Genomic DNA, 25,432 nt, shown 5'->3' with positions numbered 1-25,432 from the left:
TTCCCCCGCTTTGCGGTTTCGTTGTTTATGGTCCCAGTAGTCAGATCGAAGCAATCAGATCGATCGGCCGCCGTCGACGTCGAGCGCGACGCCAGTGATCATCGATGCCTGCGGCGAGGCGACGAAGGCGGCGGCTTCGGCGAGATCCTCGGGCTTCAACAGGCGCCCGAGCGGAATGGAGTCGCGGAACTTCTTGCGGATTTCCTCGGTGTCCTCGCCCATGAAGGTCGAAAGCAGCGGCGTTTCGCCGGCGACCGGATTGAGCGCGACGACGCGGATGTTGAACGGCGCGAGCTCGATCGCCAGCGCCTTGGTGGCGGAGACCACCCAGCCCTTGGTCGCATTGTACCAGGCAAGGTTCGGCCGCGGCCGGTTGGCGCCGGTCGACGCGATGTTGACGATCACGCCCGACTTGTTTTCCTTCATGTGCGGCAGCAGCGCCCGCGTCATCAGGTAGACGCCGCGCACGTTGACGCCGAGGATCCGGTCGAACTCATCCGGCTCGACCAGTTCGGCGTTCTGCGGCTTGTGGCCGATGCCGGCATTGTTGATCAGGATATCGACGCGTCCGAATTTCTCGAGGCCTGCAGCAACGGCTGCCTCGACATCCGCTTGTTTGGCAATATCAGCGACCACGGCAAAGGCATTGCCGCCGAGTTCGTTCGCCACGCGCTTGGCGCCCTTGGCATCGCGATCGACGACGATGACCTTGGCGCCGCCTTCGATGAAGCGCTTCGCAATGCCCTCACCGAAGCCGGAGCCCGCGCCGGTGATAAGAGCGACTTTACCTTCCAGTGACATTTTGTTGTTCCTCCCGAGGGGACTTAGATCAAGGGTTAGAGCGGGATGCGGGCGGAAAACCGCGCACACTTTTCCTCATCCGGCTCTAGCCGTGGTAGACAGAAATGGTTTTCATGCTGGCAAACCCGTAGAGGGCCTCAAAGCCCTTCTCGCGGCCATGGCCGGATTTCTTGACGCCGCCGAAAGGCAGCTCGACGCCACCGCCGGCGCCGTAATTGTTGATGAAGACCTGGCCGGCGTGAACGGCACGCGCCATCCGCAACTGCCTACCGCCGTCATTGGTCCAGACGCCGCAGACGAGGCCATAGGCGGTGCCGTTGGCGAGCCGGATGGCTTCGTCCTCGCCGTCGAACGGCATGATCACCTGCACCGGGCCGAAGATTTCTTCCTGTACCGTGCGATGGTCGTGCGGCACGTCGCGCAAAAGCGTCGGCGCGACATAGGCGCCCTCGGTGGGCGCATCGGCAACGATCTCGCCGTGCGCCGCCACTTTCAGGCCATCCTTTGCGGCATCGGCGAGGAAGCCTTCGATGATGGCCTTTTGCCGCTGCGAGACGACCGGGCCGACGGAGAGATCGGCGCCCGCCGGGCCGACCTTCAGCGCGCGGTACCGTTCGCTCATGCGCGCGACAACCTCCTCGTAGACGGCTCGTTCCACGAGGATGCGCGAGGAGGCCGAGCAGGTCTGGCCGGCATTCTGGATGCCGGCGTTCACCAGGAAGGGAACGGCGCGATCGAGGTCCGCATCGGCGAAGACGATCTGGGCCGACTTGCCGCCGAGTTCCAGCGTCACCGGCACCGCGTTCTTCGCGGCTGCCGCCTGCACCATTTCGCCTGTCCGGACCGAACCGGTAAAGGAGATGTGGTTGACGTCAGGATGTTCGGAAAGCGCGGCGCCTGCCTCCGAGCCGAAACCGGTGACGATGTTGAGCGCGCCCGACGGCAAGCCTTCTTCTTCGGCGATGCGGGCAAATTCGAGGATCGTCAGGCACGCCTCTTCGGCCGGCTTGACCACGGCCGCGTTGCCCATGGCAAGTGCTGCACCGAGGCTGCGGCCGAGGATCTGCATCGGGTAGTTCCAGGGAATGATGTGGCCCGTCACCCCATGCGGCTCATAGACCGTCAGAACGGTGAAACCGTTCTGATACGGGATGGTATCGCCGTGCACCTTGTCGGCGGCGCCGCCGTAGAATTCAAGGTAACGGGCAAGCGCCACGACGTCGGCGCGCGCCTGCGTCACGGGTTTGCCGACATCGCGCGCCTCGAGCTCGGTCAGAAGATCGATGTTGCGCAGCACTGCAGCCGATATCCGGGTCAATACCCGGCCGCGCTCGGTCGGCGTCATCCGACCCCAGTCACCGGAGAGAGCCGCGCGCGCGGAGCGCACTGCGAGGTCGATGTCGTCCCGGGTCCCCCGGGCGATGCGCGCGAACTCCTGGCCGTTTGAGGGATCCCGGACAGTGATGAATTCGCCGCCCGCTGCGTCCTGCCAGTTGTTCGAGATGAAATTGCCGTAGGTCTTCACGTCATGCCTCTTTGTCAGTCTCGCGCGCCTCAAGGAGCGCTTTCAATCTCGTTGCCGTCGCGTTGATATGGGCGCGTGCCAGCTTCTCGGCCTCGTCGAGGTTTCGTGCCGCGATCGCCTCGACGATCAGCCCGTGCTCGGCGACCGCGGTGCTCGCGCGTTCGCTGGACAGCGAAAAGGCGGGCGCAAAGACCTGCGAGGTCATACGCAGAAGCGGTCCGAGCGGTGCGAGCGATGTGTTGCGCGAGGCGGCGACGATCGCCTCGTGAAAGATCACGTTGGACTGGGTGTAGGCGGCGGGATCCCAGTTCTCGACAGTCTTGCGCTGGCGCTCCACCTGCTTTGCCAGATCCTTGATCTCGGCGGTGGTGGCGCGCTCGGCGGCGTTGCGGGCAGCCACGCCGTCCATCGCTTCGCGCACGGCATAGGCGTCCAGAAGCTTCGGCAGGTCTGCGGTTGCGACCCTGACACCGCTGCCCGGCTTGTTGACCACCAGCCCGTCGCGCTCGAGCACCCGCAAGGCTTCGCGCAGCGGCGTACGGCTGATTCCGAATTCGGCGGCGATCCGCTCCTGGCGCAGCGTCGCGCCCGGCGCATAGACGCCGGCATAGATGCGTTCGCGAAGTGCCTGAGCTACTTCGTCAAGAAGGCGCGATTGGCTTCGCCATTCGAAGGATTGGTTCATCGATCCCTCCCAAGATCGAGGCAAATTGTATCCAGGATACAGAAGATGTCAATCGGCGGCCCGCGCGAGTTCCGCTCTGTGCAAGTACTTCCGCTCTCCCGCACGCCCGACTGGCCGCCGGCCGGGTCCTAGCCGTCAAAGCGATCGCAAGACGAGGTGACCGTTTGCCGAATATCTGGCGCTTTCGACCCTTGGCACCTTCCATGAACGGCGTGGCGAACAATCGCTGCTCGACAGGGTGGGCACCCTGACGGCAAGCTGGGGCCATGTCTTCGGCCAAAAGACGGAACTGGACTGGAAGGGAACTGTCGATCCCAGCTTCGACGGCAATATCCTAGGCTTTCAGATCGGCCAGGATCTCTTCGGTTGGGAGTCGGCGCAAGGCCATCACGACCGCGTCGGCGTATTCTTCAGCCACGCGCGTGCCGATGGCGACATCGCCGGGCAGGCGGTCGGCTGGAACAATCTGCATGTCGGCGAGATCGACGTCAGGGCAAACAGCTTTGGTGGCTACTGGACCCATATCGGTCCCGGCGGCTGGTATCTCGACGCAATTCTGATGGGCAGCTGGTTTGACGGCGACGCCCGGTCGGTCGGCGGCAGCGGTGTCGAGGTCGATGGTACCGGCATCACGGCCTCGCTCGAAGGCGGTTATCCGATCGCACTCGGGGAAAACTGGACGCTGGAGCCGCAGGCGCAGATCATCTGGCAGCATCTGACGCTTGACGATCAGCGCGATGCGTTCTCGACCGTCAAGTTCGACAGCGACGACGCGGTGACCGGACGGTTGAGCTTCCGCCTGCAAGGCGAAGTGATTGCCGAGACGTCTGGCACAGTTTCGACGCTGATCAGCGCCTGACCTTCGGCGCGGACCCGATCGTGACAGAGGGGGGCGGAACGGCGCTGGAACTTGGCGGCGGTCTTGTCGCAAAGCTGTCGGAGACCACAAGCCTCTATGTGAAGGCTGACTACACCACCAATCTCGGTGGGGAAAAGATCGACGTGCTCGAAGGTAATATCGGCCTGGGGGTGAAATGGTAACCAGCCCTCGATCGGTGTGACCCAGCACATCCGCCGCCCTCAAACTTAGACCAGTGCGGATGGTTCCATCGCGCCACCGCTCGCGAGCGCGTTGACGTGCCCGTCCTACCTGTTTCAATTAGCAGCGGGTATGGTGGGAGGCTGGCCGTGCAGATACTGGATTGGATTGCGATTATCCTGTTCCTCGTAACCTGGGTGGGATTGGAGCCGATGATGGCGCTTGGCTGGCCGCGCCGGACAGACAGCCTGATGCTCGACATGGTGCGTATCAGGCGGGCCTGGATGCGCGAGGTCCTGACACGGGATACCAATTTCATCGGCGATGCCGCCATCCTCGGTCACACGATCAACTCAGCCTCGTTTTTCGGTTCGGCCAATCTCATCGTCATCGTCGCCATGAGCAGTGCGCTTTTCATCCAGCCGACGGCAGGTCTTCAGGCGGGGATCATTTCGATGTTCGCGCCGATCGAACCGCTGTGGCTATTCCAGTGCAAGGTGCTGCTCGTCATGGCGACATTGCTGCGGGGGCTTTCCGAATTCATCTGGGCGGTCCGGCAGATCAACTACTGCCTTGCGGCGATCGGAGCCAGTCCGTCGCGGGACGAAGCCCGAGACATCGCCGCATGGACCCACGCCTTGTCGCTGATGATCAATCCGGCACTTCGCTCATTCAGCCAGGGCGTTCGCTCCTACTACTTCACCGTTGCCGCGGCCCTCTGGTTCTTGGGCCCGATTGCGTTTCTCGTCGCCATCATCGGCTCGGTGGGACTTCTCGTCTGGAGACACAGCTGGTCGGATACGGCAAAGGGCGTGATGGAGGTGCGCAAGCTGCTGGATGAGAGCAATCCGCCTGCCGCCGAGGCAGAGCCTGCCGCAGCGATCAGTTCGCCGGTGGCGAATATCTGAAGACGAACCGCGGCGCCCGCGGAAAAAGCCGCCCTGTTCGCCCGTCCTTGGTCAGGCGTCGCAGGCGCTTTTGGCGTGAGCGGTTGGAATTCGACAGTAAGTCTACCATCTAGACATCAGCAACGTTTCAGAGGCGGTCGCTCATGTCAGACAAACCGATCAAGATTCCCGGCCCCGATCATCCGATCACAGTCGAGAGAAATCCGGCGCGTGTCGTCGTCACCCTCGGTGGGCGCGTTATCGCCGACACCCGCGATGCGCTGACTTTGCGCGAGGCATCCTACCCGGCGGTGCAGTACATTCCGCGCAAGGATGCCGACATGTCGTTGCTGGCGCGCACGGATCATTCGTCCCACTGCCCATACAAGGGCGATGCTTCCTATTTCAGCATCCCATCCGGCGGAGAGCGGTCGAGGAACGCCGTCTGGACCTATGAAAGCCCGCATGCGGCGGTGGCCGCCATCAAAGATCGGTTGGCATTCTATCCCGACAAGGTGGATTCGATCGAAGAGATCCAGCCCTAAAGCGCGTCGCGATCTTTCAGATTCGCTCCTTGCGCTTTAAGTTCTTGATATTTCGCATGTCGTTGTCGCAAAATCGCAGCGCACTTTTGCGCGACAGGCTTTGGCCGCGAGGTCACTCGCTCCGGACCCGGAACGTTTCGCGCACCGCCCTCAGGAATTCTGCCACTTTCGGCAGATCACCCAGCTGCTGATGGTAGAGATAGTAGAGGTGTGTGGCTGGTCCGGACCATTCGGCAAGGACCGGAACGAGCCGCCCGGTGGTGACACCATCGGCGGCGAGCGCGTCGCTCAGCATACCGATGCCGAGACCCTCGGCGATCAGGCGCTCTCCGATCGCCGGATCGTCGACGACGATCGAGGGTGGGCGCTCAAGCGTGAAATGCCGGTTGCCGTCGGAGAGCACCCAGTGGGCCAGCTCCCGCCGCATGCGGGTCCGGTGCGCCACCAGCGCGACATGCATCAGGTCCTCGGGTGACGAGAGGGATAACCCGTCGCAGTAGGCCGGGGCGGCATAGAGCCGCTGTTCGATTGTTCCGATCTTTCGGTAGATCATCTCGCTGTCGACCGGCTCGCCCATTCTCAGCGCCACATCGACGCTTTCTCCGATCAGATCGACATTGTTGTGTGCCGTCTGCAGATCGACCTGAACCTCCGGGCAAAGCTCCGCATAGCGCTTCAGGATCGGCGGCAGGAAGGTGCGGGCAAAGGCGACGGATGTGGCGACCCGCAGTCGCCCGCGGGCGGCGCCATCGGCGGGCCGGAAACCCGCAATGCCGCGATCGATGAGCTCTACGGCCCCGCCGATCGACTCGAGCAGGTGCTTGCCCGCCTCGGTCAGGGAGACCCGGCGCGTGGAGCGCAGCAGCAGCGCGACGCCAAGCGCGGTTTCAAGCTCAGCCAAGCGCCGGCTAACCGTGCTTGGCGGAAGGTGCAGGCGAAGTGCTGCGGCTGAGAAACTCTCGGTGCGGGCGACCTCGAGGAAGATCCTGAGGTTATTGAGATCGGGAGACTGGGGGGATTTCATGCGTTTCCGGAACAATCACTTCCATGATCGCAGGATAATCGACGGAGAGTTGAATTGATAGCTTCGTCGCATCCAATCGAAGGAGCCGATCATGACCACTCGCAGACAAGCCCTTGGCCTTCTCGCCGCCACGGCCCTGTTGCCGCTCGCACCGCGGTTTGCCTTTTCCGCCGCGCCGTTCTCGACCGTCGCCAATGCCGGTTACTACCGCTTTCGTTTCGGAAAGTTTGAAGTCACCGCGCTTTCGGACGGCACGCTGGCACTGCCCATGGCGAAGATCTATCAGAACGAGCCCGAGGGCGAACTGCAGCGCAGGCTCGACGAGGCCTTCCTCGGCAAGGAGCCGCATTTGTCGATCAACGCCTATCTGGTAAACGACGGCGAGCGCCTGGCGCTGATCGATGCGGGGTCGGGCACATTACTCGGCGCCGCTGCCGGCAAGCTCATCCGCCATCTCACGGCCTCCGGCTACCGGCCCGACCAGGTCGACGCCGTTGTTTTGACCCACGTGCATGCCGATCACTCCGGCGGCCTTACCGTCGACGGCAAGCCCCAGTTTCCGAATGCCGAAATCCATCTCGCCGACCGCGAGTATCGTTACTGGATCGAGCGCGAGGGCGTGACGACGATGACGGAGGCGCAGAAGACCGACTTCCAGCGCGCCCATGACGCTGTGGCTCCCTATATCGCCGCCGGAAAAGTAAAGCGTTTCGCCGACAATGCGGACGTGTTGCCGAACCTCGGATCGATCCTGCGAGCGGGGCATACGCCCGGACATTCCTCGATCGTGCTCCAAGCCGATGACGGCCAGCGTCTGGTCTTCTGGGGTGACGTGATCCATGGCGACCACGTCCAGTTCGACGCTCCCGACGTCTTCGTCAGCTTCGACGTCGATGGAACAGCGGCGGCCGCGACCCGTGCGGTGGCACTGGCAGATGCAGCCGATGGCCGCTACCTCGTCGCCGGCGCTCACCTGCCGTTCCCCGGTGTCGGCCACGTGGCCCAGGACGAGACGCTCTATCGCTTCATCCCCTGGAACTACGTCGAATAGCGAGGGTTTCGAAGCCGGATCACTTGTAGGCGTAGGCGTCGATGGTTTCTCTGCGCCCGCGCAGACGCACGCCGTTGTGGCGCACCCACCTGTCTGATCCGGCTTCGTCGATCTTTCCTGCCGCGAAGGCTTCCGCCGAAACGACGATCGATGCGCCGAGGTGGCGGGATTCGGCCTGCAGCCGCTGGCCGACCCCAGCGCCCGACGATGATCGAGAGCGCCAGCATCAAGGCGGCGATCGCCAGCGAGAAGGCGAGCCGCGCATTGGCGGCGAAGCGTTCGGCCTCACGCTCGGTATCGAACAGGACACGGCCGTCCTGGCTCATCCAGCCGTCCGGTGGTTCGACTTTCAGAAGCATGCAGATCCCCGTCGCTCACTCGCCGAGTGCCGGGCATCCTTCCATTCGGGTCTGCGCGTATCAAGCGCGCGCCGGACCGAGCTTCCGCGATTGGTGAGCCGGTGCCTTCACGTTGTCGTGTGGAGCGGTGTCCAGGCTCTTGCCCGCCGGGCTGTGTCTGTTAGGCGGCTACCGGTGAGTTAGGAAATGACGTTGCGGACGAACCGCACGACTTCGCCACCGTCATTGATGTAGGCATAGGCCTGGGCGGAGCTATAGACCGCGAAGGTACCGCTGGCGTATCGCTTGCGCACGCCAGCGACCTCAAGCGTCAAGGTGCCTTCCGTTACGAACAGCATTTCGTGCCACCCTTGCGGGTCGGGCTCGGCGTCATAGCGCTCGCCTGGGGCGAGCGACCAGAGCCACATCTGGGCTTCGGACGTAGCAGGGGCAGAAGCGAGCAGCCGCGCTTCGCTCTCTGCCTGTTGGCCGCGCCAGGTCACAGCTTCGATGTTGTCGCGGGATTGGCGAGACGGGTCCCTGACGAGATCGACGAAGCCGACATTCATCGCAGCCGCCAGCTTGTCGAGGCTGGAGAGGCTGATGTTGGCGTCAGCGCCTTCGACTGCGACGATCATGCGGCGGCTGATGCCGGAGGCTTTGGCGAGTGCCGTCTGGCTCAGTCCCGCCGCCATGCGGATGCGCCGGAGATTGTCCGCGACATGGGTCAGCACGTCGGATCGATCTTGACTGTGCAATATATTGCTCATATCGTTCTTCTATACGGATCGACCATCAACGGCCAGCCATTTCTGGTGCCTCCGACCGCGACGGAGGCCACATGCGCAGCTGTGCCAACAGGAAGGGCTTCATGTCACAGCAAGCGACAATTCTCAACGTCGCCGACAGGTCCGGCTTACTCGCAGCCATAGCCCAACATTCGAAAGGTCACTGACATGAAAATCCGCGACTTCGGCGTCGAAATCTGGATGAACCGCTACGAGAACCATTGCGAATGGAATCTCGCCGAGACCTGCGTTGAATCGCTGACCGTGGCGGAATTGTTGGAAATGGCGGGCAAGACGGACACGATCCTTGCCGAACTGCTGCCGCTGAAGCTGACCTATGGCGCCATCGAGGGTTCCGAACGGCTGCGCGGGCAGATCGCAAGCCTCTATGCGAAACAGGCGATCGAAAACGTCGTCACCACGCATGGTGCGATCGGCGCCAATGCACTGGTGCATGAGACTCTCGTCGAACCGGGCGACCGGGTGATTTCGGTGCTGCCGACCTACCAGCAGCACTATTCGATCCCGGAAAGCTATGGCGCCGATACGCAGATCCTGAAACTGACGGAGGAGACCGGTTTCCTGCCTGATCTCGAGCAGTTGCAGCGGCTCGCTATCCCCGGCACGAAGCTGATCGCCATCAACAATCCGAACAACCCGACCGGCGCGCTGATGGATTGCGGCTACCTCGAAAAGATCGTCGGTATCGCGCGCGGCTGCGGCGCATGGATCCTCTGCGACGAGGTTTATCGCGGCACGGATCAAGAGGGCGACGGTTTGACGGCATCGATCGCAGACCTCTACGAAAAGGGCGTCAGCACCGGCGGCATGTCGAAGACGTTTTCTCTCGCCGGCCTGCGGCTCGGCTGGATCGTCGCGCCACCCGAACTGATCCATGCCGTTTCGATCCACCGCGATTACAACACGATCAGCGTCGGCATGCTGGACGATCACTTCGCGGCAATGGCGCTGGAAAACCGCCACAAGATCTTGGCGCGCAGCCGGAGCATTACCCGCACCAACCTCGCGGTGCTGTCGGACTGGGTCGACAGCGAACCGCGGATCTCCTGGGTCAAGCCGCATTCGGGCACCACGGCACTACTGAAATACGATCTGCCGATGACCTCCGAAGCATTCTGCCTCGGATTGTTAGAGCGCACCGGGGTGATGCTGACGCCTGGCAGCGCAATGGATATGGAGGGCTATCTCAGGATCGGCTACGCCAACAGCGAAAGCATTCTTCGCGAGGGTCTGCAGCGCCTGTCCGGGTTTCTTCGCGAGCAACAGTCTGCCGCCGCGTAAGGAGCAGGCGGGATTGTCCTTCAGGGCTCGATATCCAGCTCAGGGTAGCGGCGGAAGATACCGTTCTCGTTGAAAGCCAGGCGTCGCGGCGACGCGAGATAGGCGGCGATGTTCGGCCTCGCTTTCACCGAAGCGTGCAGCTTCAAAAGCTCGGAGTATTGCCGCTCGTAATGGCGCATCGCCTTCGGGAAGGCATAGCGAAGCCCTTCGATCACCTGGAATAGCGAGAGATCGATATAGGTTGCGCCGTCGCCGACGGCGTGGCCGCTGCCATCGGGGTTTTGTTCAAGCACCCGTTCGAAGTAGCCGAGAAACTTGGGGAGGCGGTTGGTGACGAATTCGATCGCCCGGTCCTTCGCCTCCACCTTCTGCTCCTCGTAGTATTTCGAGGTTGCGATCGGGTGGTGGGTGTCGTGCACCTCGGCAATGAAGTCGGTGATGGTGAGTTGCAGACCGTTGGCGAACCAGCGCAGCGCCTCCTCCTTGGGCGCGAGCCCGAGCCTCGGGCCGAGGTAAAAAAGGATGTTGGCCACATGCGAAATGATCTGGTCGCCATCCCTCAAGAACGGAGGCGCAAAAGGGATGCGTGGCTCGGCAGTGTTTTCCATCAGCTTCATCATTTCGCCAGTGCCGCGGCCCCGTTCGCGCGTAACGTCGACGTAATCGGCGCCTGCGTCTTCGAGCGCAAGGCGCACGAATTCGCCCCGGCCCTGAATGCCGTCCCAGTAGTACAACTCATAGGTCATGGAAGCCCTCTGCCGATCTCGAATACCCGGTTGATATAGGCCATCGGCGGTTTAGGGCGAGGGCAACACAGCAATTGCAAGGCGCGCTCTGTCGAACTGGCCGCGACACATGCTATGGCGCTGTGGAGACGCATCTGAAATCCGGCGAGGATGCCAGGGTGAGCAAGCCGAACTATCGCGACATTGCAGAGTTGGCGGGTGTCGGAACGGCCACGGTCGAGCGGGTGCTCAACGGACGTGGCGGCGTTCGCCCCGAACTGGTCGAGAGGGTGGTTGTTGCGGCGCGCACGCTGAACTATCCGCGCACGCTGCCCGACACCCATCGCGGTCTTTTGCGCATCGACGTGCTGATGGTCCGCCCCGAAACGACCTTCTATCGCCGGCTCTCCAAAGCGTTCGAAAGGATCGCGGAGACGCTCGATCCGCTTGTCGTGGTGCAACGCAGCTTCACCGAGGAGATGAAGCCGGACGAGATTGCCAGGCGGATTCTTGCGACCGAGGTCCCGCGCGCTGGCCTGATCCTTGCCGTGCCCAACAGTCCGCTGATCAGCGCCGCGGTCGAGACCGTCGTTTCGCGCGGGGTGCCGGTAATCCATGTCGTTACACGAGAGTCCGAGAAGCAGGGCGAATTCGTCGGCATCGACAACTACGCGGCCGGACGAACGGCGGCACTCTTCATCGCCCGCATGGCGCGCAGGAGCGGCCCTGTTGTTGCCCTCTGCCACCCGATCTATCAGGTCCATCGCGATCGCCTCAGCGGCTTTTCAGACTATTTCCAGGAGCATCCGGGCGAGCGCCGGTTCGAGTGGCTGGGCTTCACCCGCGACGAGGAGCACTACGGCGCCGAAGCGCTGCGATCGGCGCTCGAGATGTATCCAGAAATGGCCGGGCTCTACAATGCCGGCGGCGCGAACGCCGCTCTGATCGATGTTCTTCGCCGGCATCCGCGCGGCATGGAGATTTTCTTCGTAGGCCATGAGTTGACCGATTATACGCGCAAGGCTCTCGGCGACGGCATCATGGACGTCGTGCTCGATCAGGCGCCCGAGGCGCAGGCCCGCCGCGCCCTTGACCTTGTGCTGCGCCGGATCGGCCTTTCAGAGCTGGAACCGGACAAGGCGCCTATTCGCTTCATCACCATCACCGCCGAGAGCCTTTGATCTGATTTGATCAAACAAGGCTTCGCCGTTCAGAACGCCTCCTGCTAGATTTTTATCAAGAAGGAGAGCGCGGTCCCGAGCGAACCGGAAGGCGCTCTCCTTCATCGGAATTTGTGCGGAACGCCCGCGATCCGCCGGGAGGAGAGCGTTATGGACGACTTGAAGTATGGAACGCGCAACAAGCGAGGCGACTGGGCACCGAACCAGCCGATCGAAACGGCGCCGCTGTTTGCCTTTCCGCCCAAACTGCTGGCGCTCCTGAAGTGGCTGCCGCACTATTTCTTTCCGTGGAACGCGATCTTCGCCGCTTCGGCCGTCGCCTACTGGGCCTGGGTAATCCCGCCGATCGAGACGATGCAGACTTTGAGCATCGGCTGGATCGCATGGCTCTACGTTGTGAACGCGGTCTGCGTCTTCCTCTTCTACGGCGCCTTCGAACTGCACCTCTACGTGCTGAAACGGCAGGAAAACCGCTTCAAGTACAATGGCAAATTCCCGGCCGAGCAGAAGAGCAAGGCTTTCTGGTTCGAGAGCCAGAACCTCGACAACATCCTGCGCACCTTTCTCTCAGGCGTGACGATCTGGACCGCCGTCGAGGTCGCCATGCTCTGGGCCTATGCCAATGGCTATGCGCCTTGGCTGAGCTTCGCGGAAAATCCCTGGACGCTCGCTTTCGTCGCGCTCGTCGTGCCTGTGATCCACGAGTTCCACTTCTTCTGCGTCCACCGGCTCATCCACACGCCGCTGCTCTACAAGTGGGTGCATTCGGTCCACCACAATTCGGTGAACCCGTCGCCATGGTCCTCGCTGTCGATGCATCCGGTCGAGCACCTGCTCTATTTCGGCACCGCCTTCTACCACCTGGTGCTGCCGTCGAACCCGATCCTGATGCTCTACCAACTTCACTATGCGGGCTTCGGCGCCATTCCCGGCCATGTCGGCTTCGACAAGGTCGAGGTCGGCGAAGAGACACTCGTCGATAGCCACGCCTATGCGCATTACCTGCACCACAAGTATTTCGAGGTGAATTATGGCGACGCCCTGATCCCGCTCGATCGCTGGTTCGGCACCTGGCACGACGGCTCCAAAGAAGGCGAGGCGCGGATGCAGGAGCGCTACCGCAAGCGCAAGGAAAAACTCGCAGCCCGCAAGGCGCGCAACACGATCGGGGAGGCAGCAGAATGAGCAACGTGATCACCTGGGTACCAGCCTGCAAACTGGATGACATCGAGCAGGAAGGGGCGATCCGCTTCGACCACGCCGGCCGCACCTACGCGGTCTACCGCGGGCCGGATGACAGCGTCTATTGCACCGCCGGTCTCTGCACCCATGAGGCGATCCATCTCGCCGATGGGCTGGTCATGGACTTCGAAGTGGAATGTCCCAAGCATTCCGGCGCCTTCGACTACCGCACCGGCGAAGCCCTTAGGCTTCCCGCCTGCGAGAACCTGAAGACCTATCCCGCCGAAATCGTCGACGGCGAGGTTCGGGTGGCCCTCGATTAGGGCCCGCGCTTACCGCGCGCTCGAACCACTCGAGCATTGATCGGGTCCGTGGGACCCCCGGAATGCACTCGGGTGATCCGGCACCCATTGGGAGGAAATCATGAAATCCATGTACCTGGCGGCTGCTCTTGCCGCCTTGATGGGAAGTGCTGCCTCGGCGGAGACGATCGGTGTCTCGATGCAGAGCTTCGACAACAACTTCCAGACGCTCCTGCGTGAAGGCATCAGCGCCAGAGCATCGGAAACCGGAGGCGTCAATGTCCAGATTGAGGACGCCCAGACCGACGTCTCCAAGCAGCTCAACCAGGTAAACAACTTCATCGCGTCGGGCGTCGACGCGATCATCACCACGCTCGCCGACACCTCCGCCGCTCCAGGGATAAGCGAGGCGGCAGAGAAGGCAGGCATCCCGCTCGTCTATCTCAACCTCCAGCCGGACAATGTCGCCCAGTTGCCGGTAAAGCAGGCCTATGTCGGAAGCCGGGAAACGGACTCCGGCAAGCTGGGCGCCGAGGCCGCCTGTTCGCTGCTCAAGGAAAAGGGCAAGGCCGGTAACGCGCAGGTCTATATCCTGATGGGCGATCTCGCCCACCAGGCCTCGCGGGACCGCACCTTGTCGTTCAAGGAGACGCTGGCTGCCGGCGACTGCAAGGGCGCCACCATCGCCGACGAGCAGTCCGCCGCTTGGACGCGCACCAACGCGATGGACCTTACCACCAACTGGATCACGGCCGGGCGCCCGATCGACGTGGTTTTTGCCAACAACGACGAAATGGCGATCGGCGCCATACAGGCGCTCAAAGCCGCCGGCGTGTCGATGGACGACGTGATCGTCGTCGGCATCGATGCGACGCAGGATGGTCTCGCCGCTATGGCCGCGGGCGATCTCGATGCGACGGTGTTCCAGAATGCCAAGGGCCAGTCGGCGAGCGCGCTCGATGCTGCCGTCGCGCTGGCGCGCGGCACGGCCGTCGAACGCGAAGTGATGGTTCCCTTCGAGCTCGTCACGCCCAAGAACATGGCCGACTACGCGACTCGCAACTGATCCTCCCGGCCGGCGCATTTCTCCTGCCTGCGCCGGCCACCTTTCCTGAGCGGGATGAGGAACAGTGCGTGCGGTTTTCCGCCCGCATCCCGCTCCAACTTATGATCTTTGGAGCAAGCCATGAATGGCATCGTCATCATCGGCGCCGGGGAATCCGGCACCCGCGCGGCCTTTGCGCTGCGTGAATCGGGCTTTACCGGCAGCGTCACGCTGGTCGGCACGGAACCGCATCTGCCCTATGAGCGCCCGCCACTGTCGAAGCCGCTCAACGGCGCGGTGCAGATGAAGCCGATCTGCGGCGCCGAGGCGCTCCAGGCTGCCGGCATCGACTACCTCCAGGGCGTATCGGCCCTGAGCCTCGATCCGGATACCCGGTCTGTCGCTTTCAGCGACGGGCGGACGCTTACATACGACAAGCTGCTGCTTGCGACCGGCGCTCGCCCGAGGCGGCTGACATGCCCTGGGGCTGAGCGCGCGCTCGACTTTCGCACCTATGCGGATGCGGCGACAATCTTCTCCAGCGCCGACCCGGGAAAAAGTATCTCCATCATCGGTGGTGGTCTGATCGGCATGGAGCTCGCGGCCGTTCTGCGCGGCAAAGGCATAACCGTCAGCGTTATCGAGATGGCGGCTAAGCCGCTCGGACGCGCGGTTCCACCGCGCTTTGCCGCCAAGCTCCATGCGCGGCATCAGGATGAAGGCGTTGCGTTTCATCTCGGTCAGGGGATGGCCGCGATCACCGACGATGCCGTTCTCCTCGCCGATGGCAGCGCGGTGCCTGCCGATATCGTCGTCGCGGCGATCGGCGTTCTGCCAGATGTGGCGCTCGCCGAGGCGGCGGGCCTTGCCACCGGAAACGGCGTCCTGACGGACAGTTTTCTTCGCACCAGTGACCCGAACATCTTTGCGGCCGGTGACTGCGCCGCGGTGGCGCAGCCGGGCGGCGGGTACATTCGCTTCGAGAGCTGGCGCAATGCGCGCAGCCAGGCGGAGACCGCGGCCCGCAACATGGTCGGCGGAAAGGAAGCTTTTGGCGCAATCCCCTGGTTCTGGACCGACCAGTACGATCTCGGTCTGCAGGTCGCGGGCCTGCCGCAGCCGGAGCATCAGAGCGTGATCCGCCAACTCGACGGCGGCGAGCTGGAGTTCTACCTGGACGATGGGCGCCTCCTTGCCGCGGCGGGCCTCGGTTCCTGCAATAGCGTCGCCAGGGACATCAAGCTCGCCGAGATGCTGATTGCCGCCGGTATCAATCCAGACCCCGCAGCGCTTGCTGATCCCGGCGTGAACCTGAAGGCGCTTCTGAAGAACGCGCGGGCGGCCTGATGCAGAAGTTGCTTGTCTTTCAGTCGCTCTGGGCGATGGAGCGCCGGCATGCGGACGGCTGCGAACGCGGTCTCGAGGAAAACATCGCTGTTATCGTCGAGGCCGGGTTCGACGGCATCAGCGCGCATTACACCAACCGTGATGACGTCGTCCGCCTCAACGAAGTGATCCGCGGCACCGGATTGAAGATCGAGGGAGTCTGTTTTCCCCGGAGCGTCGAGGACCTGCGCCCGACCCTGGAACTGGCGAGCGAATTTCCTGTCAGCCACATCGACCTGCAGGCGGACGTCCGCCCGCGCCGGGTGGAAGATTGCCTGCCGCTTCTGGACGGATGGATGCGGCTCGCCGAAAGGGCGGGTGTCCCCGTCTATGTCGAAACCCATCGCCACCGGATCACCAGCGACCTCTTGTTCACGCTGGACCTGCTGGACCGGCGCCCCGATTTGCCGCTGCTCGCCGATCTCTCGCACTATCTGGTCGGCCGCGAGTTTGCCTTTCCGGTCGAAGAGGAAAGCCACGCCCAGGTCCGGCGCATCCTCCACAACGCCCAGGCCTTCCACGGCCGCGTCGGCTCGTGCCAGCAGATCCAGATCGAGATGTCCTTTCCGCAGCATCGCCCCTGGGTCGATCTCTTCCGCGACTGGTGGGCCTACGGCTTTCGCCACTGGCGATCCCGTGCCGCCGACGATGCCGAACTGGTCATGACCTGCGAGCTCGGCCCCAGACCCTATGCGATCACCGACAGGGACGGCCACGACACGACGGACCGGTGGGCGGAGGCGCTTTTGCTTCGGCAGTTGGTGCTGGATGTGTGGGCTGAGAGCGCAGACCCTTCGGGCAACCGAACGCATGGCGCGTGCGTGCCGGACCCCGTCATTTAACGAAGGAGGGCCGGAATGGCAGATTGTGCTCGAGGCCAAGCCAAGGCGGGTTTTCCGCATACATCTCTTCGATCAACTGCTTGATCAGCTCAATGTGGCGTGAATTGTCGCCGACCCGGTGATTGAGGATGACAGGAGAGGTCGCGCGTTCCCCCTCGATCATGCGGTAGTGGACGTCTGACCGCACCTGACGCGCCGAGGAGGGGACGATGCACAGACCGGCTTCCGAGGCGACGAGGCCAAGGGCACTCTGGATCTCCCGCACTTCATGCACCTCGGCAGGGCGCACATCGTGGGCATGAAGCAGGCTCAGCACATGGTCGGCATAGCTCGGCCGCGGCTCCTTCGGATAGACGATCAGCTTCTGGCCGGCGAGCGCATTCAAGGGCAAGGGCGACGTGTCTTCGGCTAGCGGCGTGCCCTCGGGTATCGCCACGGCGAGGCGCTCTTCGCGCATGAGGATGCCGACGACATTGGGATCGCTGTGGTGAAGCCGGCCGAAGCCGACATCGATTCGGCCCTCCTTGAGCGCGGCGATCTGCTGCACCGACACCATCTCCAATAGCCGGATATCGAGTTCCGGCGCATTCTGCCTCAGCTTGCGCACGAGTGTCGGCAGCCCGCCATAGAGCGTGGAGGCGACGAAGCCGATGGACAGGACGCGGTTCTGGTTGAGACCGACGCGGCGCGTGGCCTCAACCATCTGCTCGACTCTCCCCAAAATCTGCAGCGACTGCTCGTAGAACAACCGGCCCGCCTCCGTCAGCCGGACCGGACGGCTCGCGCGGATGATCAGCGGCACGCCCAGCTCTTCCTCCAGAAGCTGGATCTGCCGGCTCAAGGGTGGCTGGGCGATATGCAGCTGCTCGGCGGCGCGGGTGAAGTTGCGCTCACGGGCGACGGCGACGAAGTAGCGAAGCTGGCGCAGATCCATATTCAGGCCCTCATTTTCCTACCATTGCGGTATGTTGCAGTGCGGTAACCGCATGAATCTGCGAAATCTCTATCGCACTATACCATGAAGGTATCATAGAGAACCTATTTGGTGTTGGACGCCACCCAGTGCGCGGCGCACAGTCACGCCATGAACACGACCCTTGCACCCATCTCTCCGACTGCAGCCTTCGTCTCCGTCGTCGAACGGGTCGAAACGATACTGGTCGATCTGCCGACGATCCGGCCGCACAAGCTCTCAGTCGCGACCATGACCGGCCAAACGTTGATGCTGGTGAAGGTCCATTGCAGCGACGGCACCGTCGGGATCGGCGAAGGCACGACGATCGGCGGTCTCGCCTATGGTGGCGAGAGCCCCGAAAGCATGAAGCTGGCGATCGATACCTATTTCGCGCCTGTCATGATCGGCGAGGACGTGACCCGCGTGAAGGCGCTAATGGCGCGCATCGGCAAAGCGGTGAAGGAAAACCGTTTCGCCAAGAGCGCGGTCGAAACGGCGCTGCTCGACGCCCACGGCAAGCGTCTCGGCCTGTCGGTCGGCGAACTCCTGGGCGGAGCGCTGCGCAAGCGGCTGCCGGTCGCCTGGACGCTCGCTTCCGGTGACACCGCCATGGACATTGCCGAGGCCGAAAAGATGCTCGACCTTCGCCGCCACCGGATCTTCAAGCTGAAGATCGGCGCGAAGCCGTTGAAGGACGATATCGCCCATGTGGCGGCGATCAAGCAGGCGCTGGGCGACCGCGGTGCGGTGCGCGTCGACGTCAACATGGCCTGGAGCGAATTCGAGGCGTCCTACGGCATGGCGGCGCTCGCCGATGCCGGTTGCGAACTGGTAGAACAGCCTGTCGCGTCGACGGCAGCGCTCAACCGACTGGTCCGCCGCTTCCCGGTGGCGCTGATGGCGGACGAGTCCCTTACCGGGCCTGAATCGGCCTTCGAGATTGCCAAGACCAAGGGCGCTGACGTCTTCGCGGTCAAGATCGAGCAGAGCGGCGGGTTGTTCAATGCGCAGCGCGTGGCGGCGATCGCCGATACCGCCGGCATCGAGCTCTACGGTGGCACGATGCTCGAAGGCGCTGTCGGCACGGTGGCCTCCGCCCATGTGTTTTCGACCTTTGCCAATCTGCAGTGGGGCACCGAGCTTTTCGGTCCGCTGCTCCTGACGGAGGAAATCCTGGCAACGCCCCTCGACTACAGCGACTTCGAACTGACGGTGCCGGATGGGCCGGGTTTGGGCGTCGAACTCGACGAAGACCGGTTGAAGTTCTTTGCGCGCGAAGGGCTGCGCAAGACCATCAGTGTTGCGAAGTGAGGATCGGCTGATGCTGTTTCACGTCAGAATGGATGTTCGCATTCCCCATGACCTGCCCGCTGAAGAGGCGGCCCAGATTCTCGCGCGAGAGAAGGCCTATTCACAGGCGCTGCAGCAGAGCGGCAAGTGGCGGCATATCTGGCGGATCGCCGGCCAGTACGCCAACTACAGCGTCTTTGACGTCACGGACAATGCCGAGCTGCACGAGATCCTCTCGGGTCTGCCGCTGTTCAAATTCATGGACATCGAGGTGACGCCGCTGCTTCGGCATCCGTCGTCAGTCCGGGAGGATGACACCTGAGATTTCGTTCGGCCGCCGCCGGGAGGTTGGCAGGCGGCACCCGCTTTCAAACTATCCAAGTGGAGGATTTATCATGAGCGTGAAGATTTTCGACAAGCCGGAGACGCAAGGTTTCCTGAAGGTTCTGAGCGGCCTCGACAAGGACGGCGGCAGCCCGCGCGTCAAAGAGATCGTGCACCGGCTGATGTCGGACCTGTTCAAGGCGATCGACGATCTCGACATCACCCCGGACGAATACTGGACCGGCATTGCCTGGCTAAACGAAATCGGTGCTGCCGGCCAGGCCGGCCTGATCTCGCCCGGCCTCGGCCTCGACCACTTCCTCGACGAACGTCTCGACGCTATCGACGAGGAGCTCGGCATCAAGAATCCGACACCGCGCACCATCGAAGGGCCGCTTTATGTCGCCGGCGCACCGGCATCGGAAGGCTTCGCCCGTCTTGATGACGGCCGGGACACCAACGGTCACCCGCTGATCATGCACGGCACCGTCTATGATTCCGCCGGCCAACCGCTGAAAGGTGCGACGGTCGAAGTCTGGCACTGTGATACCCGCGGCTTCTATTCGCATTTCGACCCGACCGGTGTGCAGGCGCCGTTCAATATGCGCCGCACGATCGTCACCGACGCCAAGGGCCGTTACAAGTTTCAGAGCATTGTGCCGCACGGCTACGGCGTGCCGCCGGGCAGCCCGACCGAACAGCTGCTTTCGGCGCTCGGGCGTCACGGCCAGCGCCCGGCGCATATTCACTTCTTCATCAGCGCCGACGGTCATCGCAAGCTGACGACCCAGATCAACATAGCCGGCGATCCGTTGGTCAACGACGACTTCGCCTATGCGACCCGCGACGGCCTGGTGCCCGATGTTACCGAGCGGACCGACGAGGCAAGCATCAAGGCGAACGGTCTCTCCGGCCCCTTCGCCGAGATCGAATTCGACATTCATCTCACCTCATTGGTGAATGGCGTCGACAACCAGATCAACGAGCAGCGCAGGCGCGCCGCCGCCTGATCATTGTTGCGGCGGCCGACTGAGCCGCCGCCCCCACACCGACATTGTTGCAATAGCCGAACCGAGCACGGATCAGCCGTTTGCGGGAGAAGAACCATGTCTGCAGTTATCGACAAAACCCAGGCCCTCGACGATCTGCTCGCCACCGCAGTCGAGGACGATCATGAGACCGGGATGTTCCGGTGCCGCCGCGATATCTTCACCAACGAAGACCTCTTCGAGCTGGAGATGAAGCACATCTTCGAGAGCAATTGGGTCTACCTCGCCCACGAGAGCCAGATCCCCGAGAACAACGACTATTACACCACCTATATCGGCCGCCAGCCTGTCGTCGTCACCCGCGACAAATCAGGCGAACTGCACGCGGTCATCAATGCCTGCGCCCATCGCGGCGCGATGCTCTGCCGGCGCAAGCATGGCAACAAGGGCAGCTTCACCTGTCCTTTCCACGGCTGGACTTTTTCCAACACCGGCAAACTCCTGAAGGTGAAGGACGAGAAGACCACGCAATATCCGCCGCAATTTGCGAAAGATGGCTCGCACGACCTGAAGCGCGTCGCTCGTTTCGAGAGCTATCGCGGCTTCCTCTTCGGTAGCCTGAATCCTGATGTCTCGTCGCTCGAGGATTATCTCGGCGAGACCAAGGTCATCATCGACCAGATTGTCGACCAGGCGCCCGACGGGCTCGAAGTGCTGCGCGGCAATTCCTCCTACATCTACGATGGGAACTGGAAGCTGCAGATGGAAAACGGTTGCGACGGCTATCACGTCAGCTCCGTGCACTGGAACTATGCCGCGACCATGGGCCGCCGCCACGAGGAGGGCACCAAGGCGGTCGACGCGAGCAGCTGGAGCCGCTCGATTGCCGGCGTCTACGGCTTCGACAACGGCCATATTCTGCTCTGGACCAACACCATGAACCCCGAGGTCCGGCCGGTCTTCCACGCCCGTGAGGAGATCAAGGCGCGCGTCGGCGAAGTGAAGGCGGATCTCATCGTCAACCAGACGCGTAACCTCTGCCTCTATCCGAACGTGTTCCTGATGGACCAGTTCAGCACGCAGATCCGCGTCACCCGTCCAATCAGCGTCGACAAGACCGAGATCAGCATCTTCTGTTTCGCGCCGAAGGGCGAAAGTGCTGAAGACCGGACTCTGCGCATCCGCCAATACGAGGATTTCTTCAACGTCTCGGGCATGGGCACTGCCGACGATCTCGAAGAATTCCGCGCCTGCCAGCAGGGCTATGCCGGCATCACCGCGCTCTGGAACGACCTGTCACGCGGGGCGCCGCTCTGGATTGACGGTCCGGACGACAATGCCAAGCGCATGGGCCTCGAACCGTTGCTCTCGGGCGAGCGCAGCGAAGACGAAGGCCTGTTCGTCCGCCAGCACGAATATTGGGCGAAGGTGATGCGCGCAGCACTTGCCTCCGAGACGAAGGGAGCGGTCGCATGAGGATCTCCTACGACACCGCCTGCGCCTTCCTCTACCGCGAAGCGCGCCTGCTCGACGACCGCGAATGGGACGAATGGCTGACCTGCTATGCGCCCGACGTCACCTACTGGATGCCGGCCTGGGACGATGACGATCAGCTGACCGAAGATCCGCAGTCTGAGATCTCGCTGATCTTCTATCCGAGCCGCGACGGCCTGGAGGATCGCGTCTTCCGCATCAAGACCGAACGCTCGGGCGCCTCCACGCCAGAGCCGCGCACCAGCCACAACGTCACCAATGTCGAGTTGCTGGCCGACCGTGGCGAGGAAGTGGATGTCCGCTACAACTTCCACACGCTCAACCACCGCTACAAGGTCACCGACCACTTCTTCGGCACCATGTTTGTGACGTTGCGCAAAAGCGGCGAAGAGCTCGTGATTTCACAAAAGAAGATCGTGCTGAAGAACGACTACATCCGCCAGGTCATCGACGTTTACCACATCTGATGACCGCCGCCTGACGACAAGGGATTGGGAGGAGCAACCATGGCCAGCTACAGGATCGCTTTGAATTTCGAGGATGGCGTCACCCGTTTCGTCGAATGTAGGGACGACGAGAAGGTGCTCGACGCCGCCTTCCGCAACAAGATCAACCTGCCGATGGACTGTTCCGACGGTGTCTGCGGCACCTGCAAGTGCCGCGCCGAAAGCGGTGCCTATGACCTCGGCGACGACTTCATCGACGATGCGCTGACATCGGACGAGGCTGAAAGCGGTCTGGTGCTGACCTGCCAGATGAAGCCGTCGAGCGATTGTGTCATCGCGGTGCCGACGACCTCGGCCGCCTGCAAGACCGGGCAGCAGAAGTTCGCGGCAACGGTTGCGCGGGTCACCCCGCACAATGATGCGGCGATCGTGCTGGAGCTGGACGTGGACGCAGCACCCGCCTTTCTGCCGGGGCAATACGTCAATATCGATGTGCCCGGCAGCGGCCAGAGTCGCTCCTATTCCTTCTCCTCGGCTCCGGGTGAACAGCGTCTCGGCTTCCTGATCAAGAAGATCCCCGGCGGCCTGATGAGCAGCTGGCTGGAGCGCGCGGAAATCGGGACGAAACTCGAGCTGACAGGGCCGCTCGGCAGCTTCTATCTGAGAGAAGTCCAACGCCCCCTGCTGCTGCTAGCCGGCGGCACCGGTCTTGCGCCATTCCTGTCGATGCTCGAAGTGCTGGCCCAGGCCAACGCGCAGCAGAAGATCCACCTGATCTACGGCGTCACCCGAGACCTGGATCTCGTGCTTGTCGATGAGATCGAGGCCCATGCCAAACGGCTTGCCAATTTCACCTGCAGCACAGTCGTGGCAGACGCTGCCTCCAGCCATCCGCGCAAGGGCTGGGTCACCCAGCACATGCCGGAAGAGCTGCTCAATGGCGGCGACGTCGACGTCTATCTCTGCGGTCCGCCGCCGATGGTCGACGCCGTGCGCAAGCACCTCGACGACACCGGTATCGTGCCCAACAGTTTCCACTACGAGAAGTTCACGCCGAACGTCTTGGCGAAGGAGGCGGCATGAGCGCGGCCCGTTTTGAAGGGCGCTTTGCCGGCAAGGTGCTCGTGGTCACAGGTGCCGCTCAGGGCATCGGCCGCGCTGTGGCGCTGCGTGCTGCGGCTGAAGGCGGCAAGGTGCTGTTCGTCGACCGCGCCGACTTCGTCACAGAGGTGGCGGCGGAGGCCGGGGGCGATCGGGCGGCAGCCTACAACACCGATCTCGAGACCCACGAGGGCGCCGCTGCGGCGATGTGCTTTGCCGCCGAACGCTTCGGCGGCATCGACATCCTGATCAACAATGTCGGCGGGGCGATCCGCATGCGGCCCTTCGCCGAATTCGAACCATCGCAGATCGATGCGGAAATCCGCCGCTCGCTGATGCCGACGCTCTATTGCTGTCATGCCGTCTTGCCGCATCTCTTTGCGCGCGGCGCCGGCACCATCGTCAACGTGTCCTCGAATGCGACGCGCGGCATTCAGCGCGTGCCCTATTCCGCGGCGAAAGGCGGTGTCAACGCCATCACCCAGTCGCTGGCGATGGAACTTGCCGAGCGCAACATCCGCGTCGTCGCGACCGCGCCGGGTGGGACGGAGGCGCCGCCACGCCGTGTCCCGCGCAATGCCGCGGGCGACAGCGACGCCGAGAGGGCCTGGATGGGCGACGTCGTCGCCCAGGTAAAGCAGTCGAGCTTCATGAAGCGCTACGGCAGCATCGAAGAGCAGGCGGCACCCATTCTGTTCCTGGCCTCCGACGAGGCCTCCTACATCACCGGCAGCGTGCTGCCGGTCGCCGGCGGCGATCTCGGCTGACGGCTCTCTATCTGAAACGCGCAACGACCTGGGGAGGAGATGATGCGCTCTATCGATGTGAATGAGGCAATAGACGGGAGCCCCCTTGGGGGCTTCCAGTGGATGGTGGTTGCGCTCTCAGCGCTGCTGCTGATTGTCGACGGTTATGACGTCTTCGTCGCCGGCACCGTGCTGCCGACGCTGATCGCCGAATGGGGACTGAGCAAGCCGCAGGCCGGCGCGCTGCAGGCCTGGGCACTGTTCGGCATGATGTTCGGGGCGCTGATCTTCGGCCCGCTCGCCGACCGGATCGGCCGTAAGAAGGGCATCGCCATCAGCTTCGTGCTGTTCACGGTCTCGACCTTGCTGACGGGGCTTGCCGGTTCGCCCGAACAGTTCAAGATCTTCCGGTTTTTCGCCGGTCTCGGCTGCGGCGGCTTGATGCCGAATGCCGTGGCACTGATGAACGAATACGCGCCGAAGCGTCTGCGCGGCACCCTGGTGGCGCTGATGTTCTCCGGCTATTCGGTCGGCGGCATGGTGGCGGCCGGCCTCGGCATCGGCCTCATCCCATCCTATGGCTGGAAGCCGATGTTCTTTATCGCCGCGGTGCCGTTGCTTCTGTTGCCGGTGGTCCTCTGGAAGCTGCCGGAATCGCTCGGTTTCCTCATCCGTCAGGGCAAGCAGGACGAAGCGAAGCGGATCTATCAGAAGATCGATCCCGGCGTGCGTATCGGTGCGGCCGACAGGCTGGTCTTCGCCGAAACGAAGGGCGCCTCGGCGTCGGTCCTGGAACTCTTCCGCCATCAGCGCACCCTGCGCACGATCATGCTGTGGGTCGCGTTCTTCTGCTGCCTGCTGCTCGTCTACCTGCTGTCGTCCTGGCTGCCGAAGGTGCTGCAGGAAGCCGGCTATGCGGAGAAGGCAAGCCTGCTCAGCCTCTTCTCGCTGAATTTCGGTGGTATGGTCGGCGCCATTGCCGGCGGCTGGCTCGGCGACCGGTTCGGCCTGCCGAAGGTGGTGGTCGGATTCTTCGTCGCGGCAGCCCTGTCGATCGCGCTGATCGGCTTCAATCCGCCGGCGACCCTCCTGTTCCTCATGGTGTTCGTCGCCGGCGCCACCACGATCGGCACGCAGATCCTGCTCTATGCCAGCGTGGCGCAGCTCTATAACCTCTCGGTCCGCTCTACCGGATTGGGCTGGGCCTCGGGCGTCGGTCGCATCGGCGCCATCGTCGGCCCGACGCTTGGCGGCGTGCTCCTGGCGCAGGAGTTTCCGCTGCAGCAGAACTTCGCGATCTTCGCCATCCCGGCTGCGATCTCGGCGCTCGCCATGCTGGTCTTTGCGATCAGCAACGCCCGCCGCGACGAGGTCGTGCAACTGGCGACGGCTTAACGAACGGCGATGGCGGCCGGACCATGAAGGCATCCGGCCGCCAT

Annotated in this window: 27 protein-coding genes and 1 pseudogene; 20 read left to right on the top strand and 8 right to left on the bottom strand. The window is 63.0% G+C overall.

Translation table 11 applies throughout. The features are described from left to right. Nucleotides 1–54 precede the first annotated feature (54 nt). The 3 genes from IB265_RS17850 to IB265_RS17840 form a co-directional block, all read right to left on the bottom strand. Nucleotides 55–801, bottom strand: coding sequence for an SDR family oxidoreductase (locus tag IB265_RS17850; protein WP_057251985.1), 747 nt, complete (start codon nucleotides 799–801; stop codon nucleotides 55–57). An 85-nt stretch (nucleotides 802–886) separates the two neighbouring features. After that, the gene (locus tag IB265_RS17845; RefSeq protein WP_113479262.1) at nucleotides 887–2,326 is read right to left on the bottom strand and encodes an aldehyde dehydrogenase family protein; all 1,440 of its coding nucleotides are present in this window, start codon (nucleotides 2,324–2,326) and stop codon (nucleotides 887–889) included. A 1-nt stretch (nucleotide 2,327) separates the two neighbouring features. Then, on the bottom strand, nucleotides 2,328–3,011 hold the full coding sequence (locus tag IB265_RS17840) for a GntR family transcriptional regulator (RefSeq protein ID WP_057251983.1): 684 nt from the start codon (nucleotides 3,009–3,011) through the stop codon (nucleotides 2,328–2,330). Between the two features lie 175 nt (nucleotides 3,012–3,186). Here IB265_RS17840 and IB265_RS17835 point away from each other — a divergent pair, with 175 nt between their 5' ends. The 4 genes and pseudogenes from IB265_RS17835 (at nucleotide 3,187) to IB265_RS17825 (ending at nucleotide 5,482) form a co-directional block, all read left to right on the top strand. Continuing rightward, nucleotides 3,187–3,870 carry an autotransporter outer membrane beta-barrel domain-containing protein gene (locus tag IB265_RS17835; protein WP_309140378.1) on the top strand — a complete coding sequence of 228 codons (684 nt, stop codon included), beginning with the start codon at nucleotides 3,187–3,189 and terminating at the stop codon, nucleotides 3,868–3,870. A 20-nt stretch (nucleotides 3,871–3,890) separates the two neighbouring features. After that, the gene (locus IB265_RS36775) at nucleotides 3,891–4,052 is read left to right on the top strand and encodes an autotransporter outer membrane beta-barrel domain-containing protein (protein ID WP_244495656.1); all 162 of its coding nucleotides are present in this window, start codon (nucleotides 3,891–3,893) and stop codon (nucleotides 4,050–4,052) included. Nucleotides 4,053–4,199: 147 nt separating this feature from the next. Then, nucleotides 4,200–4,889: pseudogene (locus IB265_RS17830) on the top strand (DUF599 domain-containing protein); the annotation flags it as partial. A gap of 212 nt (nucleotides 4,890–5,101) precedes the next feature. Next, nucleotides 5,102–5,482: a DUF427 domain-containing protein gene (locus tag IB265_RS17825; RefSeq protein WP_057251981.1), complete on the top strand. Its 381-nt coding sequence runs from the start codon at nucleotides 5,102–5,104 to the stop codon at nucleotides 5,480–5,482. A gap of 112 nt (nucleotides 5,483–5,594) precedes the next feature. Here the strand turns inward: IB265_RS17825 and IB265_RS17820 are convergent, their stop codons facing one another. Further along, nucleotides 5,595–6,506, bottom strand: coding sequence for a LysR family transcriptional regulator (locus tag IB265_RS17820; RefSeq protein WP_057251980.1), 912 nt, complete (start codon nucleotides 6,504–6,506; stop codon nucleotides 5,595–5,597). Between the two features lie 91 nt (nucleotides 6,507–6,597). Between IB265_RS17820 and IB265_RS17815 the strand changes: the two genes are divergently transcribed. Next, nucleotides 6,598–7,557 (top strand): MBL fold metallo-hydrolase, encoded by a 960-nt coding sequence (locus IB265_RS17815; protein ID WP_057251979.1) that lies wholly within the window; start codon nucleotides 6,598–6,600, stop codon nucleotides 7,555–7,557. Here the strand turns inward: IB265_RS17815 and IB265_RS17810 are convergent. Together IB265_RS17810 and IB265_RS17805 are read right to left on the bottom strand one after the other, a co-directional pair. Continuing rightward, on the bottom strand, nucleotides 7,545–7,916 hold the full coding sequence (locus IB265_RS17810; protein WP_057251978.1) for a hypothetical protein: 372 nt from the start codon (nucleotides 7,914–7,916) through the stop codon (nucleotides 7,545–7,547). The two genes, IB265_RS17815 and IB265_RS17810, sit on opposite strands and share 13 nt — an antisense overlap. Nucleotides 7,917–8,095: 179 nt before the next feature. Continuing rightward, nucleotides 8,096–8,665: a helix-turn-helix domain-containing protein gene (locus IB265_RS17805; RefSeq protein WP_192494936.1), complete on the bottom strand. Its 570-nt coding sequence runs from the start codon at nucleotides 8,663–8,665 to the stop codon at nucleotides 8,096–8,098. Nucleotides 8,666–8,851: 186 nt separating this feature from the next. On the opposite strand from IB265_RS17805, the gene IB265_RS17800 reads away from it, so the two are divergent. Then, nucleotides 8,852–9,985 (top strand): aminotransferase, encoded by a 1,134-nt coding sequence (locus IB265_RS17800; RefSeq protein WP_057251976.1) that lies wholly within the window; start codon nucleotides 8,852–8,854, stop codon nucleotides 9,983–9,985. Nucleotides 9,986–10,005: 20 nt separating this feature from the next. Here the strand turns inward: IB265_RS17800 and IB265_RS17795 are convergent, their stop codons facing one another. Next, nucleotides 10,006–10,731 (bottom strand): glutathione S-transferase, encoded by a 726-nt coding sequence (locus tag IB265_RS17795; RefSeq protein WP_057251975.1) that lies wholly within the window; start codon nucleotides 10,729–10,731, stop codon nucleotides 10,006–10,008. A 158-nt stretch (nucleotides 10,732–10,889) separates the two neighbouring features. Between IB265_RS17795 and IB265_RS17790 the strand changes: the two genes are divergently transcribed. The 6 genes from IB265_RS17790 (at nucleotide 10,890) to IB265_RS17765 (ending at nucleotide 16,648) form a co-directional block, all read left to right on the top strand. Then, nucleotides 10,890–11,891, top strand: coding sequence for a LacI family DNA-binding transcriptional regulator (locus IB265_RS17790; protein ID WP_192494935.1), 1,002 nt, complete (start codon nucleotides 10,890–10,892; stop codon nucleotides 11,889–11,891). A 150-nt stretch (nucleotides 11,892–12,041) separates the two neighbouring features. Further along, nucleotides 12,042–13,076 (top strand): sterol desaturase family protein, encoded by a 1,035-nt coding sequence (locus IB265_RS17785; RefSeq protein WP_057251974.1) that lies wholly within the window; start codon nucleotides 12,042–12,044, stop codon nucleotides 13,074–13,076. Between the two features lie 8 nt (nucleotides 13,077–13,084). Continuing rightward, on the top strand, nucleotides 13,085–13,396 hold the full coding sequence (locus IB265_RS17780; protein ID WP_057252119.1) for a MocE family 2Fe-2S type ferredoxin: 312 nt from the start codon (nucleotides 13,085–13,087) through the stop codon (nucleotides 13,394–13,396). A 100-nt stretch (nucleotides 13,397–13,496) separates the two neighbouring features. Next, nucleotides 13,497–14,441: a substrate-binding domain-containing protein gene (locus IB265_RS17775; protein ID WP_057251973.1), complete on the top strand. Its 945-nt coding sequence runs from the start codon at nucleotides 13,497–13,499 to the stop codon at nucleotides 14,439–14,441. Nucleotides 14,442–14,561: 120 nt separating this feature from the next. Then, the gene (locus IB265_RS17770; protein WP_057251972.1) at nucleotides 14,562–15,767 is read left to right on the top strand and encodes an NAD(P)/FAD-dependent oxidoreductase; all 1,206 of its coding nucleotides are present in this window, start codon (nucleotides 14,562–14,564) and stop codon (nucleotides 15,765–15,767) included. Continuing rightward, nucleotides 15,767–16,648, top strand: a complete 882-nt coding sequence (locus tag IB265_RS17765) for a sugar phosphate isomerase/epimerase (protein WP_113511394.1) — start codon at nucleotides 15,767–15,769, stop codon at nucleotides 16,646–16,648. Before IB265_RS17770 ends, IB265_RS17765 begins: the two co-directional genes overlap by 1 nt. Here the strand turns inward: IB265_RS17765 and IB265_RS17760 are convergent. Then, the gene (locus IB265_RS17760; RefSeq protein WP_057251970.1) at nucleotides 16,641–17,582 is read right to left on the bottom strand and encodes a LysR family transcriptional regulator; all 942 of its coding nucleotides are present in this window, start codon (nucleotides 17,580–17,582) and stop codon (nucleotides 16,641–16,643) included. The genes IB265_RS17765 and IB265_RS17760 overlap by 8 nt on opposite strands. 150 nt (nucleotides 17,583–17,732) lie before the next feature. On the opposite strand from IB265_RS17760, the gene IB265_RS17755 reads away from it, so the two are divergent. The 8 genes from IB265_RS17755 (at nucleotide 17,733) to IB265_RS17720 (ending at nucleotide 25,388) form a co-directional block, all read left to right on the top strand. Then, on the top strand, nucleotides 17,733–18,914 hold the full coding sequence (locus IB265_RS17755; RefSeq protein ID WP_057251969.1) for a muconate/chloromuconate family cycloisomerase: 1,182 nt from the start codon (nucleotides 17,733–17,735) through the stop codon (nucleotides 18,912–18,914). Nucleotides 18,915–18,924: 10 nt separating this feature from the next. Beyond that, entirely contained in the window at nucleotides 18,925–19,215 is a 291-nt protein-coding gene (gene catC / locus IB265_RS17750; protein ID WP_057251968.1) for a muconolactone Delta-isomerase, read from the top strand. Between the two features lie 73 nt (nucleotides 19,216–19,288). Beyond that, nucleotides 19,289–20,227: a catechol 1,2-dioxygenase gene (gene catA / locus IB265_RS17745; protein ID WP_057251967.1), complete on the top strand. Its 939-nt coding sequence runs from the start codon at nucleotides 19,289–19,291 to the stop codon at nucleotides 20,225–20,227. A gap of 96 nt (nucleotides 20,228–20,323) precedes the next feature. Further along, a complete protein-coding gene (locus IB265_RS17740; protein ID WP_057251966.1) occupies nucleotides 20,324–21,682 on the top strand; it encodes a Rieske 2Fe-2S domain-containing protein in 1,359 nt (452 codons plus the stop codon). Further along, the gene (gene benB, locus IB265_RS17735; RefSeq protein ID WP_057251965.1) at nucleotides 21,679–22,167 is read left to right on the top strand and encodes a benzoate 1,2-dioxygenase small subunit; all 489 of its coding nucleotides are present in this window, start codon (nucleotides 21,679–21,681) and stop codon (nucleotides 22,165–22,167) included. Before IB265_RS17740 ends, benB begins: the two co-directional genes overlap by 4 nt. Nucleotides 22,168–22,206: 39 nt before the next feature. Further along, on the top strand, nucleotides 22,207–23,229 hold the full coding sequence (gene benC, locus IB265_RS17730) for a benzoate 1,2-dioxygenase electron transfer component BenC (RefSeq protein ID WP_057251964.1): 1,023 nt from the start codon (nucleotides 22,207–22,209) through the stop codon (nucleotides 23,227–23,229). Next, nucleotides 23,226–24,014, top strand: a complete 789-nt coding sequence (benD, locus tag IB265_RS17725) for a benzoate diol dehydrogenase BenD (protein WP_057251963.1) — start codon at nucleotides 23,226–23,228, stop codon at nucleotides 24,012–24,014. Before benC ends, benD begins: the two co-directional genes overlap by 4 nt. 39 nt (nucleotides 24,015–24,053) lie before the next feature. Beyond that, the gene (locus tag IB265_RS17720) at nucleotides 24,054–25,388 is read left to right on the top strand and encodes an MFS transporter (protein ID WP_082615914.1); all 1,335 of its coding nucleotides are present in this window, start codon (nucleotides 24,054–24,056) and stop codon (nucleotides 25,386–25,388) included. Nucleotides 25,389–25,432 lie beyond the last annotated feature (44 nt).

Source organism: Ensifer sp. ENS10, assembly GCF_014852025.1.
Taxonomy (GTDB): domain Bacteria; phylum Pseudomonadota; class Alphaproteobacteria; order Rhizobiales; family Rhizobiaceae; genus Ensifer.
This window is presented reverse-complemented; position numbering and strand designations above follow the sequence as displayed.

Excerpts from the sequence above, each read along its gene's own strand:
- IB265_RS17800 (WP_057251976.1), top strand. The coding sequence starts at position 8,852 with ATGAAAATCCGCGACTTCGGCGTCGAAATCTGGATGAACCGCTACGAG.
- IB265_RS17770 (WP_057251972.1), top strand. The coding sequence starts at position 14,562 with ATGAATGGCATCGTCATCATCGGCGCCGGGGAATCCGGCACCCGCGCG.
- IB265_RS17825 (WP_057251981.1), top strand. The coding sequence starts at position 5,102 with ATGTCAGACAAACCGATCAAGATTCCCGGCCCCGATCATCCGATCACA.
- IB265_RS17805 (WP_192494936.1), bottom strand. The coding sequence starts at position 8,665 with ATGAGCAATATATTGCACAGTCAAGATCGATCCGACGTGCTGACCCAT.
- IB265_RS17785 (WP_057251974.1), top strand. The coding sequence starts at position 12,042 with ATGGACGACTTGAAGTATGGAACGCGCAACAAGCGAGGCGACTGGGCA.
- IB265_RS17815 (WP_057251979.1), top strand. The coding sequence starts at position 6,598 with ATGACCACTCGCAGACAAGCCCTTGGCCTTCTCGCCGCCACGGCCCTG.
- IB265_RS17810 (WP_057251978.1), bottom strand. The coding sequence starts at position 7,916 with ATGCTTCTGAAAGTCGAACCACCGGACGGCTGGATGAGCCAGGACGGC.
- catC (WP_057251968.1), top strand. The coding sequence starts at position 18,925 with ATGCTGTTTCACGTCAGAATGGATGTTCGCATTCCCCATGACCTGCCC.
- IB265_RS17765 (WP_113511394.1), top strand. The coding sequence starts at position 15,767 with ATGCAGAAGTTGCTTGTCTTTCAGTCGCTCTGGGCGATGGAGCGCCGG.
- IB265_RS17795 (WP_057251975.1), bottom strand. The coding sequence starts at position 10,731 with ATGACCTATGAGTTGTACTACTGGGACGGCATTCAGGGCCGGGGCGAA.
- catA (WP_057251967.1), top strand. The coding sequence starts at position 19,289 with ATGAGCGTGAAGATTTTCGACAAGCCGGAGACGCAAGGTTTCCTGAAG.
- IB265_RS17820 (WP_057251980.1), bottom strand. The coding sequence starts at position 6,506 with ATGAAATCCCCCCAGTCTCCCGATCTCAATAACCTCAGGATCTTCCTC.
- benB (WP_057251965.1), top strand. The coding sequence starts at position 21,679 with ATGAGGATCTCCTACGACACCGCCTGCGCCTTCCTCTACCGCGAAGCG.
- IB265_RS17775 (WP_057251973.1), top strand. The coding sequence starts at position 13,497 with ATGAAATCCATGTACCTGGCGGCTGCTCTTGCCGCCTTGATGGGAAGT.
- IB265_RS17740 (WP_057251966.1), top strand. The coding sequence starts at position 20,324 with ATGTCTGCAGTTATCGACAAAACCCAGGCCCTCGACGATCTGCTCGCC.
- IB265_RS17840 (WP_057251983.1), bottom strand. The coding sequence starts at position 3,011 with ATGAACCAATCCTTCGAATGGCGAAGCCAATCGCGCCTTCTTGACGAA.
- IB265_RS17850 (WP_057251985.1), bottom strand. The coding sequence starts at position 801 with ATGTCACTGGAAGGTAAAGTCGCTCTTATCACCGGCGCGGGCTCCGGC.
- benD (WP_057251963.1), top strand. The coding sequence starts at position 23,226 with ATGAGCGCGGCCCGTTTTGAAGGGCGCTTTGCCGGCAAGGTGCTCGTG.
- IB265_RS17720 (WP_082615914.1), top strand. The coding sequence starts at position 24,054 with ATGATGCGCTCTATCGATGTGAATGAGGCAATAGACGGGAGCCCCCTT.
- IB265_RS17755 (WP_057251969.1), top strand. The coding sequence starts at position 17,733 with ATGAACACGACCCTTGCACCCATCTCTCCGACTGCAGCCTTCGTCTCC.
- benC (WP_057251964.1), top strand. The coding sequence starts at position 22,207 with ATGGCCAGCTACAGGATCGCTTTGAATTTCGAGGATGGCGTCACCCGT.
- IB265_RS17760 (WP_057251970.1), bottom strand. The coding sequence starts at position 17,582 with ATGGATCTGCGCCAGCTTCGCTACTTCGTCGCCGTCGCCCGTGAGCGC.